This is a genomic window from Nocardioides sp. Root240 (assembly GCF_001428825.1).
GTDB lineage: Bacteria > Actinomycetota > Actinomycetes > Propionibacteriales > Nocardioidaceae > Nocardioides.
On record NZ_LMIT01000010.1, the window covers coordinates 362,809 to 377,623 of the forward strand.

The following is a 14,815-nucleotide window of genomic DNA, read 5'->3' on the forward strand; positions in this document are numbered from 1 at the left end:
CAGTGGGCGCCAGCCGCGAGAAGATCCTCGAGACCATCCAGCAGTACGTCGACCTCGTCGCCACCGGCGCGTCCGCCGACGTCGTCGCGCTCTACGCCGACGGCGCCACCGTCGAGGACCCGGTCGGCACCGACGTGCGCACCACCCGCGAGTCGATCGCGGAGTTCTACGGCGCGCTCGACGGCCTCGAGCAGTCCGCGAAGCTGCTGCACGTGCGGGTCGCGGGCAACGAGGCGGCGTTCGCCTTCGAGCTGGTCACCAAGGCAGGCGACCAGACCTACACGCTCGCACCGATCGACGTGATGACCTTCGACGACGACGGCAGGATCCTCAGCATGCGGGCGTTCTGGTCCGGCGAGGACATGGTCGTCAGCTAATTCTGGGAGTTTCACCGGCCGGCCGGTGTTTCTCCCGTGCTTGGACGACGAAACTCACGCTTGGACGNNNCTTCGTCGTCCAAGCGTGAGTTTCACCGGCCGGCCGGTGAAACTCATTTGAGCCGCGCCGCGATCTCGGCGACCACGGCGCGGGCGAGGGTCTCGGGGGTGTCCCCCTCGACCTCGGGTACGACGCCGTGGACGTCGCCCGAGGCGAGCAGGTCGAGCGCGCCGACCTTCTGCTCGGCCGCCATCTGCGCGGCCCGGGACGGGTCGCCGTGGACGATCACGCTGGCCCCCTCGGGAGGCAGCGGCGAGAGCCACGCGCGCTCGGTCGCGAGCACGGTCCGCGCGGGCAGCAGCGCGAGCGCGCCGCCGCCGCAGCCCTGGCCGAGGATGACCGAGACCGTCGGGACGGTCATCGTGACCAGGCCGGCGATGCAGCGGGCGATCTCGCCGGCCATCGCGCCCTCCTCGGCGGCCTGCGAGAGCTCGGCGCCGGGGGTGTCGACGACGGTCACGAGCGGCATGCCGAGCTCGGAGGCCAGCTCCATCGCGCGCCGGGCCTCGCGCAGCGCGCCCGGCCCCATCGGGGTCGCGGGCGTCTGGCGGGAGCGGTCCTGGCCGACCAGCACGCAGGGCTGCCCGTCGAGCCGGGTGAGCGCGATCAGGACCGAGTCGTCGCGCTCGCCCTCGTCGGTGCCCTTGAGCCGCAGGGTGCTGCTGGCGCCGTACCGCAGGAGGTCGCGGACCCCCACCCGCCCCGGGGCACGGGTCGCCTCGATGTCCTCCCAGACCGGGTGGTCGAGGGTCGTGCCCGGCACGACCGGCGTACGACGCTCGAGCGAGCCCGCCGAGGCCGGCGCGACGAGGACGCCGAGGGCGTGGTCGACGAGCGCCGGCAGCTCCTCCGCGGGTACGACGGCATCGATCACGCCCTTCGCGGCCAGGTTCTCCGCCAGCTGCACCCCCTCGGGGAACGGCCGGCCGTTGAGCGCCTCGTAGACCTTCGGGCCGAGGAAGCCGACGAGGGCGCCGGGCTCGGCGACGGTGACGTGGCCGAGCGAGCCCCACGACGCGTAGACGCCGCCGGTGGTGGGGTGGCGCAGGTGGACGAGGTACGGCAGCCCGGCGGCACGGTGCTCCATGAGGGCGCGCGAGATCTCGACCATCTGGACGAAGGCCCGGGTGCCCTCCTGCATCCGGGTGCCGCCCGAGGAGGTGCTCGCGAGGACCGGCAGGCCCTCGACGGTGGCGCGTCGTACGGCGGCGGCGATCCGGTTCGCGGCGGCGATGCCGATCGAGCCGGCGAGGAAGCCGAACTCGTTGACCACGAAGGCCACCGGGCGGCCGCGCACGGTGCCCCGCCCGGTCAGCACGGACTCGTCGGTGCCGGCCCTCTCGGCCGCCGCCCGCAGCTCGGCCTGGTAGGCCTCGGCGTGCCCGCTGATGTCGACCGGGCGGTCCCACGACTCGTAGGAGCCGTCGTCCAGGACCAGGTCGATCAGCTCGCGGGCGGTCCAGCGGCGGGGCGTGCTCATGGCTCGGAATCCAACCACGCGTCCCGCGCGGCCACGTCGGCAAGTTCTGCCAATCAATAGGGTGGGCGCGTGGCCACGAAACTGCTGCTGATCACCAACAGCGACGCCGGTACGGCGGACCAGGAGGCCGTCGACGCGGCGCTCGCCGTGCTTCGGGAGCGGACCGAGGTCGAGGTCCGCGGGACCTCCTCGCCCGAGGAGCTCGACGACGTGCTGGCCGGCGCGGGTGAGCGCACGGTCGTGGTGGCCGGCGGCGACGGGAGCATCCACGCAGTGGTCCAGGCGCTGCACACGCGCGGCGAGCTCGCCGGCCGGACGCTCGCGCTGATCCCGCTCGGCACCGGCAACGACTTCGCCCGGACGCTGGGCCTGCCGCTCGACGCCGCCGAGGCCGCGCAGGTCGTGGTCGACGGGACCGCCCGGCCGACCGACCTGGTCGTCGACGAGGACGGGCAGGTCACCGTCAACAGCGTGCACCTGGGCGCCGGCGCCGAGGCCGGCAAGGCGGGCGCGCGGTGGAAGGAGCGGCTGGGCAAGGTCGGCTACCCGATCGGCGCGCTGCAGACCGCGCTCAACCCGCCGACCCTGCGGCTGCGGGTCGAGGTGGACGACGAGGTGGTGGCCGACCTCGACCAGCGGGTGCTGATGGTGGCGGTCGGCAACGGCGCCTCGGTCGGCGGCGGCACCGAGCTGACACCGGACGCCGAGCCGCACGACGGGCTGGTCGACGTGCTCGTCGCGACGCCGGTGAAGCCGCTGGCGAAGCTCGGCTACGCCCTCCGGCTGCCCTTCGCACGGCACGGCGAGCACGACGACGTGGTGATCGTGCGCGGCAGCACGGTGCGGGTCGCCGGTACGCCGTTCGACTGCAACAGCGACGGGGAGATCGAGGGCCCGGTGTCCGCGCGCACGTGGCGGGTGCTCCCGGCGGCGTACACGATGATCGTGCCTCGCTGAAACCCCACTAGGCTTGCGCCTCGTGGCACGAGGACAGCAGAACCAGCAGGACCCCGCCGACTGGGTGACCCGGACCGCCGACCTGGCGCTGCGGCACGCCGAGCAGGTCAACGGCGGCACGCTGCCCGACCTCGTCACGTGCGCCTCCGGCATCAGCCCGTCCGGGCCGATCCACCTCGGCAACCTGCGCGAGTTCCTGACCGTGCACTTCGTGGCCGAGGAGATCCGCCGCCGCGGCATCAACGTGCGCCACCTGCAGAGCTGGGACGACTACGACCGGTTCCGCAAGGTCCCGGCCGGCGTCGACACCGCCTGGAACGAGCACATCGGCCGCCCGCTGTCCGCCGTCCCCGACCCGACGGGCGAGTTCGCCAACTGGGGCGAGCGCTACAAGGCCCCGCTGCGGGCCGCGCTCGCCGACCTCGGCTGCGACATGGTCGAGGTCAACCAGACCGAGATATACCGCGCCGGCACCTACCGCGAGCAGATCCTCACCGCGATCCGCAAGCGCGGCGAGATCGAGACCGTGATGTCCCGGTTCCGCACCAAGAAGTCGGAGTCGGTCGACGGGGAGGGCGCCGAGGGCGAGGAGTCCACGGCCGAGGAGGACGCGGGCCACGGCGCCAGCGAGGACCTCGCGCGTTTCCCCTACAAGCCCTACTGCCGCGGCTGCGGTCGCGACACGGTCACCCTCACGTCGTACGACGACGAGACCACCGACCTCGCCTACACCTGCGACACCTGCGGCGAGTCCTTCGTCACCAACGTCGCCACCCAGGACGAGGGCAAGCTGGTCTGGAAGGTCGACTGGCCCATGCGCTGGACCTTCGAGGGCGTCCACTTCGAGCCGGGCGGCGTCGACCACGCGACGCCCGGGTCGTCGTACACGGTCGGCAAGGAGATCGTCGGCCCGATCTTCGGCGGCACCGCGCCGTCGTTCGTGGGCTACTCCTTCGTCGGCGTCGCCGGCATGCCCAAGATGTCCTCGTCCAAGGGCGGCGTGCCGACCGCGGCCGAGGCGCTGCGCATCCTGGAAGCGCCGATCCTGCGCTGGCTCTACGTCCGCCGGCAGCCGAAGCAGGCGTTCAACGTCGACTTCGGCCAGGAGGTGCTGCGCCTCTACGACGAGTGGGACGCACTGACGAAGAAGGCCGCGATCCCGGAGAAGCGCGACGCCGCCGTGCTGGCGTGGGAGCGGGCCTCGGCGACCTCGACCGCGGGCGCGCTGCCGACGCCGTCGGTCGTCGTACCGTTCCGGATGCTGTCGTCGGTCGCCGACGTCACGGCCGGCTCCCGCGAGATCACCGCCCGCACGGTCGGTGCGACCGAGGCCGACCTCGAGCCGCGCCTGACCAAGGCCGCCACCTGGATCACCGCCTACGTCGACCCCGAGGACCGCACGACCGTGCGCGAGGAGGCCGACGCCGCGCGGCTGGCCGGCCTCGGCGAGGACGAGGAGCTGTGGCTGCGCCAGCTGCTCGACCGGCTGCCCGACTCCTTCGCCGACAGCGACGAGCTGACCACGCTGATCTACGGCGTGCCGAAGCTCGCCCGCGGCCTGGCCCTCGAGGACGCCCCGACCGACGAGGTCAAGGCCGACCAGAAGGCCTTCTTCAAGCTGCTCTACGAGCTGCTGGTCGCCGCCGAGCGCGGCCCCCGGCTGCCCACCCTCTTCGCGGCCCTCGGCCCGGAGAAGGTGCGCGCGCTGCTCACGCCCCAGGGCTGACGGCGGCGCCGGCGGGTACCTCCCGTACGGCGCGACGGGCAAACAAATCTCCGAAATCGCGTGATGAACGACCACGCGCTGCGTCCGGACAGGTGTACGTCTCGGACAAGGAGATCACCATGACCACCTCTTCGCTCACCCACAAGCACCGTGCGACGGAGCCGCTCCCGCCCGCGGAGCGACCCACGGCCACCCGTGCCCACCGCGCCCACCGGGCGACGGACCTGCCGATCGCCGCGGTGCTCGGCATCCTGCTGGTGCTGATCGCCGTCTACTTCAGCCTGCGGGGCTGAGGTGAAGATCTGGCTGCCGTCGCTGGGCGCCGTGGTCGCGACGCTGGTGATCGACCCGCTGCGGCGGGCCGCCCGGCGCTGACCAGCGCCGACCGGCGCCGGCGAGCGGCCTCAGCCGAGCAGCTCGTCGTACGCCGTCGGGCTGGAGTCGCGCAGGAACGCCGAGCAACGCTCCCACTCGTCGGTCTCGCCGATGGCGCGCGCCGAGATCGCGAGCAGGCCGAGGGCACGCAGGAAGCCACGGTTGGGCTCGTGCTCCCACGGCACCGGGCCGTTGCCCTTCCAGCCGTTGCGGCGCAGCAGGTCGAGCGAGCGGTGGTAGCCGACGCGGGAGTAGGCGTAGACCGTCACGTCGTCGGCGCCACCGTCGCGGGCCTGCTCGGCCAGGGTCGCCCAGGCGAGCGGTGAGGCCGGCAGGCGTCGTACGACGGCGGCGGGCGTCTCGCCAGCGGCGAGCAGCTCGGCAGCCGGGTCGACGGGCAGGTGGGTGGGCGGGGGGCCGGCCATCAGGTCGGCGCCGGGGGTGAGGCTCATGGCCCCATTGTCCCCATCGGGGAACACGATGTCGGCGGGAGGGTGTTGACTCGCTTCGTGACCCAGAGCGCACCCCCCACCTCGACCCAGACCGAGGTCAGCAACCCGTGGCCGGCCCTGTGGGCCCTGGTCATCGGGTTCTTCATGATCCTGGTCGACCTGACCATCGTGACCGTCGCGACGCCGACGATCATCGAGGACCTCGACGCGTCGGTGAACGACGTCGTCTGGGTCACCAGCGGCTACATGCTCGCCTATGCCGTGCCCGTGCTGATCATGGGACGCCTCGGAGACCGGTTCGGGTCGAAGAACCTGTACCTCGTCGGCCTGACCGTCTTCACGCTCGCCTCCCTGTGGTGCGGGCTGACGAGCACCGTCGAGGCGCTGATCCTGGCGCGCGTGGTGCAGGGCTTCGGCGCGTCGATGATGACGCCGCAGACCATGGCGATCATCACCAGGATCTTCCCGCCGGCCTCCCGTGGCAGCGCGATGGCCGTGTGGGGCGCGACCGCCGGCGTGGCGATGGTGGTCGGCCCGATCCTCGGCGGCCTGCTCACCGACGGCCTCGGCTGGGAGTGGATCTTCTTCGTCAACATCCCGTTCGGCATCATCGCCTTCACGATGGCGTGGCGCCTGGTGCCGGCGCTGCCCACGCACGCCCACCGCTTCGACTGGCTCGGCGTCGCGCTGTCCGGGGCCGCCATGTTCCTGCTCTGCTTCGGCATCCAGGAGGGACACCAGGAGGACTGGGCCGGCTGGATCATCGCGATGATCACCGGCGGCCTGGTGCTCTTCGTCGTCTTCGTCGTCTGGCAGCGCCTCAACCGTGCCGAGCCGCTGGTCCCGCTGAGCCTGTTCAAGGACCGCAACTTCTCGGTGTCCAACGTGGCGATCGCGTGCATGGGCTCGATCGCGGCGGCCTTCGGCTTCCCGCTGATGCTCTTCGCCCAGGCGGTGCGCGGCTACAGCCCGACCGAGGCGGCGCTGCTGATGCTGCCCATGGCCGTGATGTCGATCTTCCTCGCCCAGCCGATCGGCAAGCTCACCGACCGGGTGCACCCGCGCTCGGTGACCGGGGCCGGCTTCGGCATCAGCCTGGTCGGCTTCCTGCTGCTGCTGTGGCGCCTCGAGCCCGACGTCGCGATCTGGGAGATCGGTCTCGCGATGGCGATCATCGGCATCGGAAACGCGGCCATCTGGGCACCGACCGCGGCGACCGCCAACCGCAACCTGCCGATGCAGCTCGCGGGCGCCGGCGCGGGCGTCTACAACGCCACCCGCCAGGTCGGCTCCGTGCTCGGTGCGGCGGCGATCGCGGTGCTGATGGACAGCCGGCTCGCCCACTTCCTCCCCGGGGCCGCGGCCCACGGCGACGCGGGTGCGGCCAAGATCGCCGATCCCCACGCCGCCGAGCTGTTCAGCAGGGCGATGCAGGACTCGCTGTGGTTGCCCGCGGCGATGTACGCCGTCGGCCTGGTCGCGGTGATGTTCTACGAGGCGCCGAAGCACGCAGGGTACGGCGGCCACTGAGCCTCGGCGTTCACCGATCGGTCCGGTCGAGCTGGTCGATGACCGCCTGCTCGACCGGGCCGCCCTTGCGGAGCGTCCAGGTGCGGGTCATGTGGTGCGGGTCGCGGTAGACCAGCACGTGCCCCTGCACCACCGGGCAGACGTCGTCCGGGCACAGCAGGTCGGCGACGTCGACGTACGCGAAGTGCTCGAGCTGCTCGAGGCCGGCGAGGCCGCGCGGCTCGTCGTCGGCGTAGAACCTGCTCCGCGGCCGGGCGCACGCGTCGATCCCCTTCGTCTCGACGCACACGGGCGGGTCGAAGGGGAAGCGCGGGTTGTCGCGGATGCCGAGGACCGGGATGCCGGCGGCGTCGAGGGCCTCGAAGTAGGTGCGGTACGCCGGGAGCACCTCGTCGTGGTCGCCGATCTGGCGGCTCGCCGTCGTCACCACCAGGTCCGGCTCGAGGGCGAGCACCTTGTCGAGCGCACGCGCCGCCCACTCCGAGCAGGACGGCAGCAGCTCGAAGCCGAGGGCGTCGATGTCGGCGAACAGGCAGCCGCTCTTCGTCATCGTCAGGACCCGGGCGTCGAGCCCCACGGCCGCCCGACGGACCACGTCGATCCACTGTGCCGAGTGCGAGCCGCCGACGACCACGATGGTGCGGCTGCCGTCGGGCACGCCCGACTCGCAGACGATGACCTCGGCCCGGTCCGCGACCTGGTGGCACCCGTTGTCGTAGACGTCGACGAGGTCGAGGCGGGCGGCGGAGGGTGCCGGCACCAGCTCGTCGGCGCCGAGGTCGCTGAGGTCGCCGCCGGCCGCCGCCCGCTCGGCGCGCGCCCGGGCGGCGTCCTGCCGCTCGTCGAGCACGTGCTGCCAGTACGACAGGGCGGCGTACGCCGGGGCGACCAGCAGGGCCACCACGACGAGGGTGGCGACGGCGGAGCCCTGGAGCCGCTTCCACTCACGCACGGGCGTCTCGACGAACCGGGTCGTCACGTGGGCGAGGACCGCCGACAGGACGAGGATCGCGAGGCCGCCCCGGACGCCCGGGTCGTGCCCGGACCAGCCCCGATAGGTCACCAGGATCGGCCAGTGCCACAGGTAGAACGCGAAGGAGGCGTGGCCGAACCAGGCCAGCGGTCCCCTGCTCAGCACCACGGGTGCGGCACCGCTCGCGCTGCTCACCATGATCAGCACCGCGGCCGTCACGGGCACCAGCGCCACCCAGCCGGGGAACAGCGTCGAGACGTCGAGTGTCGCGCCGAGGACGACGAGCACGCCGAGACCGACCCATCCGAGCGCGTTGGCGACCACCTTGTCGGCCAGGCCGCGCCTCATCACGAGGAAGAGCACCGCACCCGCGACGAGCTCCCAGTACCGCGTGAAGGTGCTGAAGTACGCCGCCGGCTGGTCCACCGCGGTGTACCAGACCGAGAAGGCGAAGGAGGCGAGCAGCACGACGAGGAGGGCCACGGTCGTCGCGTGCGTGCCGCGCCGGCCCAACCATGCCGCGAGCGACGTCGCGAGCAGGAGCACGACGGGAAGGGTCAGGTAGATCTGCACCTGCAGCGAGAGCGCCCAGAACTGCTGGAACGGCGAGGGCGCGATGTCCTGCTGCAGGTAGTCGGCGCCGGAGGCGATGAGCTGCTGGTTCTCGTGGTGGAGGAGCGCCGCGAAGCCGTGCGGGAGCGTGTACTCCCAGGTGCTCTCCGGGAGGAAGAGCATCCCCGCCACGACGGTGCCGGTGATGACGACGACGGCCGACGGCGTGATCCGCCGCAGGGTGCGCATCCAGTAGGCCACCACCAGCGCCACCCGCTCGCGCGTCGACGCGGCGGTCCGCATCCGCAGCAGCGACTTGGCGGCGAAGTACCCCGCCACCACGAAGAAGACGTCCACGCCGCCGGACACCCGGTGGAACCAGATGTGGTAGATCGCGACCAGCAGCGCCGCGACGGTGCGCAGCCCCTGCACGCCGCCGAGGTACGACGGCAGCGGGCTGTCGGGGACCGCGGCGACGGGAGTTTCACCGGCCGGCCGGTGAAACTCATGCCTGGACGACGAAGCTTCGTCGTCCAGGCGTGAGTTTCGTCGTCCAGGGTCGTCGGTCACGAAAGGAGCAGCCCGAACAGCGGGCTGTTGGGAGGCACCTTCTCGACGGTCAGGCGCGAGGCCTCCATCCGGGCCAGCAGGCCGGCGAGGTCGTCGCGGTGCCGCATCTCCACACCGACCAGGGCCGGCCCGGTCTCGCGGTTGTTGCGCTTGGTGTACTCGAACAGGGTGATGTCGTCGTCGGGGCCCAGCACGTCGTCGAGGAAGCGGCGCAGCGCGCCGGGCTCCTGCGGGAACTCGATGAGGAAGTAGTGCTTGAGGCCCTCGAAGACCAGCGCCCGCTCGACGATGTCGGCGTACCGGGACACGTCGTTGTTGCCGCCGGAGACCACGACCACGACCCGGCTCCCGGGGGCGAGGTGGGCCCGGACCTCGTCGAGGCGCAGCGCCGAGGCGGCGAGCGCGCCGGCGGGCTCGGCGATGATGCCGTCCGCCTGGTAGAGGTCGAGCATCTCCACGCAGATCAGGCCCTCGGGCACCGACGCGAGCGAGAGGGACACCGAGGACCGTGCACCGGCGACGGCGGCGTAGGTGAGGTCGCCGACCCGTCGTACGGACGCCCCGTCGACGAACGGGTCGACCGAGGCCAGCTCGACCGGCCCCCCGGACTGGAGCGCCGCGGCGAGCGACGCGGCGCCGGACGGCTCGGCCGCGACCACGCAGACACCCGGCAGTCGCTCGGCGAGCACGGTGAGGCAGCCGGCGATCAGCCCGGCGCCGCCGACGGGCAGCACCAGGGCGTCGGGCTGCCAGCCGAGCGCGGCCGACTGGTCGAGGATCTCGGCGGCCACGGTGCCCTGGCCGGCGATGATCCCCGGGTGGTCGAAGGCGGGGATGGAGGTCGCTCCGGAGGCCGCGGCGAAGTCTGCCGCGGCGACCGCGGCGTCGTCGTAGGCCTCCCCGGCGATGACCACCTCGACCATGTCGCCGCCGAGGGCAGCCACGCGGTCGCGCTTCTGGCGCGGCGTGACCCGCGGCAGGAAGATCGTCGCGCGCACGCCGGCGCGGGCGCACGCGAAGGCGACGCCCTGCGCGTGGTTGCCGGCGCTCGCGCAGGTCACCCCGCGGGAGCGCTCCTCGTCGGTGAGGCCGGCGAGCACGGTGTAGGCCCCCCGGGCCTTGTACGAGCGGACCGGCGTGAGGTCCTCCCGCTTCAGCCAGACGTCGAGCCCGGTGAGGGCGGAGAGCCGGTCGGCACGCTGCAGCGGGGTCGGCGGGATGACGGACCCGAGCAGTCCGGCCGCCCGGTCGACGTCCGCCGCAGTCGGCAGCCGGGTTCCCTCGACGTCCGGCATGTCAGCCGACGGTGGTGCCGGCCGACCGGAGGTTCTGGCAGGCCTCGACGACGCGCGCGGCCATGCCCGCCTCGGCGGCCTTGCCCCAGGCACGCGGGTCGTAGGCCTTCTTGTTGCCGACCTCGCCGTCGACCTTCAGGACGCCGTCGTAGTTGGAGAACATGTGCGCTGCCACCGGACGGGTGAAGGCGTACTGGGTGTCGGTGTCGACGTTCATCTTCACGACACCGAAGTCGACGGCCGCGCCGATCTCCTCGGCCGTCGAGCCGGAGCCGCCGTGGAAGACCAGGTCGAACGGCTTGGAGCCCTCGGGCAGGCCGAGCTCGGCGACGACCGCGGCCTGCGCGTCGCGCAGGATCTCGGGACGGAGCTTGACGTTGCCCGGCTTGTAGACGCCGTGGACGTTGCCGAAGGTGAGGGCGGTCAGGTAGCGGCCGTTCTCGCCGACGCCGAGCGCGCGCACGGTCGCCAGCGCGTCCTCGGGCGTGGTGTACAGGTGCTCGCCCATGCCACCGTCGACGCCGTCCTCCTCGCCGCCGACGACGCCGACCTCGATCTCGAGGATGATCCGCGCGGCCTTCGCCTTCGCGAGCAGCTCCTCGGCGATCTGCAGGTTCTCGTCGAGCGGTACGGCGGAGCCGTCCCACATGTGCGACTGGAACAGCGGCAGCTCGCCTCGCGCCACGCGCTCGGCGGAGATGTCGAGCAGCGGGCGGACGAAGCCGTCGAGCTTGTCCTTGGGGCAGTGGTCGGTGTGCAGCGCGATGTTGACCGGGTAGCTCTTCGCGACCTCGGCGGCGTACGCCGCGAAGGCGACCGAGCCGGTGACCATGTCCTTCACGGTCGGCCCGGAGAGGTACTCCGCACCGCCCGTCGAGATCTGGATGATGCCGTCCGACCCGGCGTCCGCGAAGCCCTTGAGGGCGGCGTTGAGCGTCTGGGACGAGGAGACGTTGATCGCGGGGAACGCGAAGGCGCCGGCCTTGGCGGCGTCGAGCATCTCGGCGTACTTCTCGGGAGTGGCGATGGGCATGCTGGTGAGCTCCTGCGGCGGTGCGGGTGCGGGTCGACTTTTCTCAACCTACCGTGACAACGCCGCGGCGGTGACCTGCGTATCCCCTCATGAGTGACGATCGACCCAGACCCTCGGAAGGTGCGACGTGCAGGACATCATCGAACGACTCGACCGCGAGCTGTCCGCGGCACCGGGGACCGGGGTCGACATCGGGCGGAGCGTGGCCGCCGGCCGGAGGGCGCTGCGACGGCGCCGGCTCGCGACCGCAGCCGGGGTCCTGGCCACCGTCGTGGTGATCGGCGGCGCCGCAGCGCTCGTCGTCGGCGGCGACGACCCCCGCACCGGGCAGGACGTGACCCAGCAGCCCCCCACCTCCCCCACGGCGACGGCGACCACGACCGACCCCGCCGACGGCGTCGTGCCGGTCGACATCCATCTCGACGGGTCCGTCGAGCCCGCCACCGGCGCCCAGGTCATCGAGCGAGCGCAGTTCACCGCGAGCGGCGGCCAGGTCGCTGAGGTCTTCCACCTCCGCCTCGACGGTCGCGAGTACTACGCCTACGGCGAGACGGCCGACAGCAAGGTCGGTTGGACGCCCCTGCCCGTCGACGGCCTCAGCCTCGACGAGTGGGCCGAGCAGCAGCTGACCCGCGGCGACGGGGGCGCCACCGGCGACAGGTCGTGGGTCAGCTTCGACGACCGCTCCCGGTTGCACCCGAAGGCCGGCGTGGAGATCGGTGAGCAGCGGGCGGACCCGGGGTTCGGGGAGCGCTTCGCGGCACCCGGCGAGTTCACGGCGGCAGCCGAGGTGAGGCGCAGCGACGCCACCTGGTTCCTCGCCGTGCGGCAGACCCCCGACGGTGCCACCGAGGCGATCCCGTACCGCAAGGACGACCGGATCACCACGCTCGACGCGTTCATCTCCTACGCCCGCGACCAGTACGCCACCAACGACCAGGGCGGCAGCGAGGGCCTGCGGTGAGGCGCCCGAGCCGCGAGGCGGCGTACGTCGAGTTCGCGACCTCCCGCCGCGACCAGCTCCGGCGCATCGCCTACGGCATGTGCGGCGACTGGCACCGCGCGGACGACCTGGTGCAGACCACGCTGGTGAAGCTGTACGTCGCCTGGCCGCGCGTCGCGCGCTCGGGCAGCGAGGACGCCTACGCCCGCAAGATCCTGCTGAACGCGGCCATCGACGCGTCCCGGCGTCCGGCGAGCCGCGAGCGCCCGACCGACGTGCTGCCGGAGGCGGCAGCACCGGCCCGGCTGAGTGTCGAGGACCGCACCTCGCTCGTCGCCGCCCTGCAGACCCTGCCCGCCCAGCAGCGGGCGACGGTGCTGCTGCGGCACTGGCTGGACCTCTCGGTCGCCGAGACCGCGGCCGAGCTCGGGATCTCCGAGGGCACGGTCAAGAGCCACACGTCGCGAGCGCTCAGCGCGCTGCGGGAGCGGCTGGCCGCCGCCGACGCCTGAGCCCGACCGTTCAGCCCCGCCAGGCCTCGTCGCTGCCCAGGTCGGCGTGCTGACGCACCCAGGAGTGCATCGCGATGGCGGCCGCGGCCGATGCGTTGATGGAGCGCGTCGAGCCGAACTGCGCGATCGAGAAGGTGCCGTCGCAGGCCTCGCGCGCGGCCTCGGACAGCCCGGGCCCCTCCTGGCCGAACAGGAAGCAGACCTCGCGCGGGATCTGCATGGTCTCCAGGTGGGCGGAGCCGGGCAGGTTGTCGATGCCGAGCAGCGGGACCGCCCGCTCGGCGAGGTAGGAGTGCAGCTCCGCGACCGTCGGGTGGTGCCGGACGTGCTGGTAGCGGTCGGTGACCATCGCGCCGCGGCGGTTCCAGCGGCGGTTGCCGACGATGTGCACCTCGGCGGCGAGGAAGGCGTTCGCGGAGCGCACGATGGTGCCGATGTTGAAGTCGTGCTGCCAGTTCTCGATGGCGACGTGGAAGCCGTGGCGGCGCTGGTCGAGGTCGGCGACGATCGCCTCCATCGACCAGTAGCGGTACCGGTCGACCACGTTGCGGCGATCGCCCTCGCGCAGCAGCGCGGCGTCGTACACCTCGCTGCCGGGTCCCTCGGGCCACGCTCCCGGCCACGGCCCGACGCCCACCTCGGGCGGACCGTGCGGCATCGGGTCGTACGGCGCCCGCGACTCCTCGTCCACGGATCGCACCCTAACCGTCACGCGGGTAGGCACCGACAGGTAGCGTGACCGCGTGAACTCGCTGGTGGCGACCCCGTTCGTGGTGCCGATGCTGCTGGGCATCAAGTGGCTCGACCCCGAGTGGCTGCAGCACGAATACGGCACCACCTTCATCTGGCTGGCACTGGCCATGGTGTTCGTGGAGTGCGGCCTCTTCTTCCCGTTCCTGCCCGGTGACACCCTGCTGTTCGCGCTCGGGCTGTTCATCGCGGGGAGCAACACCACCGGCTACTCCGTCGTCGGCATCTCCAACGAGCCGGTCGAGCTGCTGATCGCGATCGTGCTGCTGATCGTCGCGGCCTTCGCGGGCAACGTCGCCGGCTACGAGATCGGGCGCAAGGTCGGTCCCGCGCTCTACGAGCGCGAGGGACGGATCCTCAAGAAGAAGTACTTCGACAACACCAGCGCCTTCTTCGACAAGCACGGCAACAAGGCGCTCGTGATCGGCCGGTTCGTTCCGTTCGTGCGCACCTACATCACCGTGGTCGCCGGGGTGACGATGATGGAGCGCCGCCGCTTCTTCACGTGGAGCGCCGTCGGTGCCGTGCTGTGGGTCGTCTCGATCACGTTGCTCGGCTACTTCCTGGGCGCGGCGATCCCGGCGCTCGGCGAGAACATCGACTACGTCACCCTCGCCATCCTCGCGTTCTCCGCGATCCCGCTGGCGTGGGAGTGGTGGCGGCACAAGCGTCCCGGCGCGAAGGGCAAGAAGGCGCTCGTCGAGGAGCGATGAGTCCCGCTGTCGGCGGTGGTCACTAGGTTCGTCAGACGTCCTGCCACCCCGACCGAGGAGACCGTCGTGAGCATCAACCTGAACCCCTACATCAACTGGCGCGGCCAGGCCCGCGAGGCCATGGAGTTCTACCAGTCCGTCCTGGGCGGCGAGCTCAACGTGATGACCTTCGCCGACATGGGCGGCACCGCGGCGGCCGCCGCCGAGGCCGACGGAGAGGCCGACTGGGTCATGCACGCGGCCCTGTCGGTGTCCGACTCCGTGCTCCTCATGGGCGCCGACCACCCCAAGCACGTGCCCGGCGAGCCGCAGACCCAGCAGGTCAGCATCAGCGGCCCGAACGAGGACGGCGACACGCTCCGCGCCTGGTGGGCAGGCCTGTCCGAGGGCGCCACGGTGATGCAGCCGCTCGAGCAGGCCCCGTGGGGCGACAGCTTCGGCATGCTGCGCGACAAGTACGGCGTCGACTGGCTCGTCAACATCGCGGGTGCGCCCGCGGAGTGACCTCTTCGGCGG

Annotated in this window: 15 protein-coding genes; 9 read left to right on the forward strand and 6 right to left on the reverse strand. The window is 72.1% G+C overall.

The features are described 5' to 3' along the window. The first annotated feature begins 2 nt into the window (after positions 1–2). Positions 3–377 carry a nuclear transport factor 2 family protein gene (locus ASE20_RS11860; RefSeq protein WP_056894745.1) on the forward strand — a complete coding sequence of 125 codons (375 nt, stop codon included), beginning with the start codon at positions 3–5 and terminating at the stop codon, positions 375–377. A 113-nt stretch (positions 378–490) separates the two neighbouring features. Here the strand turns inward: ASE20_RS11860 and ASE20_RS11865 are convergent, their stop codons facing one another. Further along, positions 491–1,918: a carboxyl transferase domain-containing protein gene (locus ASE20_RS11865; protein ID WP_056894746.1), complete on the reverse strand. Its 1,428-nt coding sequence runs from the start codon at positions 1,916–1,918 to the stop codon at positions 491–493. A gap of 69 nt (positions 1,919–1,987) precedes the next feature. Between ASE20_RS11865 and ASE20_RS11870 the strand changes: the two genes are divergently transcribed. The 3 genes from ASE20_RS11870 (at position 1,988) to ASE20_RS11880 (ending at position 4,894) form a co-directional block, all read left to right on the forward strand. Continuing rightward, the gene (locus tag ASE20_RS11870) at positions 1,988–2,875 is read left to right on the forward strand and encodes a diacylglycerol/lipid kinase family protein (RefSeq protein WP_225869093.1); all 888 of its coding nucleotides are present in this window, start codon (positions 1,988–1,990) and stop codon (positions 2,873–2,875) included. Between the two features lie 22 nt (positions 2,876–2,897). Next, positions 2,898–4,601 carry a lysine--tRNA ligase gene (gene lysS / locus ASE20_RS11875; RefSeq protein ID WP_200952783.1) on the forward strand — a complete coding sequence of 568 codons (1,704 nt, stop codon included), beginning with the start codon at positions 2,898–2,900 and terminating at the stop codon, positions 4,599–4,601. A 119-nt stretch (positions 4,602–4,720) separates the two neighbouring features. Beyond that, entirely contained in the window at positions 4,721–4,894 is a 174-nt protein-coding gene (locus ASE20_RS11880) for a hypothetical protein (protein WP_157538500.1), read from the forward strand. A gap of 111 nt (positions 4,895–5,005) precedes the next feature. Here the strand turns inward: ASE20_RS11880 and ASE20_RS11885 are convergent, their stop codons facing one another. Continuing rightward, entirely contained in the window at positions 5,006–5,428 is a 423-nt protein-coding gene (locus tag ASE20_RS11885; RefSeq protein ID WP_056894749.1) for a DUF3151 domain-containing protein, read from the reverse strand. A gap of 57 nt (positions 5,429–5,485) precedes the next feature. Between ASE20_RS11885 and ASE20_RS11890 the strand changes: the two genes are divergently transcribed. After that, positions 5,486–6,958 carry a DHA2 family efflux MFS transporter permease subunit gene (locus ASE20_RS11890; protein WP_056894750.1) on the forward strand — a complete coding sequence of 491 codons (1,473 nt, stop codon included), beginning with the start codon at positions 5,486–5,488 and terminating at the stop codon, positions 6,956–6,958. 10 nt (positions 6,959–6,968) lie between these two features. Here ASE20_RS11890 and ASE20_RS11895 read toward each other — a convergent pair whose 3' ends face one another. From ASE20_RS11895 to fbaA, 3 genes are read right to left on the reverse strand one after another with little or no spacing between them, the layout of a single operon-like run. Next, the gene (locus ASE20_RS11895) at positions 6,969–9,053 is read right to left on the reverse strand and encodes an acyltransferase family protein (protein WP_082612338.1); all 2,085 of its coding nucleotides are present in this window, start codon (positions 9,051–9,053) and stop codon (positions 6,969–6,971) included. Beyond that, the gene (gene ilvA, locus ASE20_RS11900; protein WP_056894752.1) at positions 9,050–10,348 is read right to left on the reverse strand and encodes a threonine ammonia-lyase IlvA; all 1,299 of its coding nucleotides are present in this window, start codon (positions 10,346–10,348) and stop codon (positions 9,050–9,052) included. The genes ASE20_RS11895 and ilvA overlap by 4 nt, the downstream gene beginning before the upstream one ends. 1 nt (position 10,349) lies before the next feature. Then, on the reverse strand, positions 10,350–11,381 hold the full coding sequence (fbaA, locus tag ASE20_RS11905) for a class II fructose-bisphosphate aldolase (RefSeq protein ID WP_056894753.1): 1,032 nt from the start codon (positions 11,379–11,381) through the stop codon (positions 10,350–10,352). A gap of 127 nt (positions 11,382–11,508) precedes the next feature. Between fbaA and ASE20_RS11910 the strand changes: the two genes are divergently transcribed. Both ASE20_RS11910 and ASE20_RS11915 read left to right on the forward strand, forming a co-directional pair. Beyond that, entirely contained in the window at positions 11,509–12,345 is an 837-nt protein-coding gene (locus ASE20_RS11910; RefSeq protein ID WP_056894754.1) for a hypothetical protein, read from the forward strand. Further along, positions 12,342–12,836, forward strand: a complete 495-nt coding sequence (locus tag ASE20_RS11915; protein ID WP_056894755.1) for a SigE family RNA polymerase sigma factor — start codon at positions 12,342–12,344, stop codon at positions 12,834–12,836. The genes ASE20_RS11910 and ASE20_RS11915 overlap by 4 nt, the downstream gene beginning before the upstream one ends. 10 nt (positions 12,837–12,846) lie before the next feature. Here the strand turns inward: ASE20_RS11915 and ASE20_RS11920 are convergent, their stop codons facing one another. Next, positions 12,847–13,494 carry a TrmH family RNA methyltransferase gene (locus ASE20_RS11920; protein WP_056895170.1) on the reverse strand — a complete coding sequence of 216 codons (648 nt, stop codon included), beginning with the start codon at positions 13,492–13,494 and terminating at the stop codon, positions 12,847–12,849. Positions 13,495–13,579: 85 nt separating this feature from the next. On the opposite strand from ASE20_RS11920, the gene ASE20_RS11925 reads away from it, so the two are divergent. Together ASE20_RS11925 and ASE20_RS11930 are read left to right on the forward strand one after the other, a co-directional pair. Further along, on the forward strand, positions 13,580–14,299 hold the full coding sequence (locus ASE20_RS11925; RefSeq protein ID WP_225869094.1) for a DedA family protein: 720 nt from the start codon (positions 13,580–13,582) through the stop codon (positions 14,297–14,299). A 66-nt stretch (positions 14,300–14,365) separates the two neighbouring features. Then, positions 14,366–14,803, forward strand: coding sequence for a VOC family protein (locus ASE20_RS11930; protein WP_164483672.1), 438 nt, complete (start codon positions 14,366–14,368; stop codon positions 14,801–14,803). Positions 14,804–14,815 lie beyond the last annotated feature (12 nt).

Excerpts from the sequence above, each read along its gene's own strand:
- ASE20_RS11865 (WP_056894746.1), bottom strand. The coding sequence starts at position 1,918 with ATGAGCACGCCCCGCCGCTGGACCGCCCGCGAGCTGATCGACCTGGTC.
- ASE20_RS11880 (WP_157538500.1), top strand. The coding sequence starts at position 4,721 with ATGACCACCTCTTCGCTCACCCACAAGCACCGTGCGACGGAGCCGCTC.
- ASE20_RS11885 (WP_056894749.1), bottom strand. The coding sequence starts at position 5,428 with ATGAGCCTCACCCCCGGCGCCGACCTGATGGCCGGCCCCCCGCCCACC.
- ilvA (WP_056894752.1), bottom strand. The coding sequence starts at position 10,348 with ATGCCGGACGTCGAGGGAACCCGGCTGCCGACTGCGGCGGACGTCGAC.
- fbaA (WP_056894753.1), bottom strand. The coding sequence starts at position 11,381 with ATGCCCATCGCCACTCCCGAGAAGTACGCCGAGATGCTCGACGCCGCC.
- ASE20_RS11920 (WP_056895170.1), bottom strand. The coding sequence starts at position 13,494 with ATGCCGCACGGTCCGCCCGAGGTGGGCGTCGGGCCGTGGCCGGGAGCG.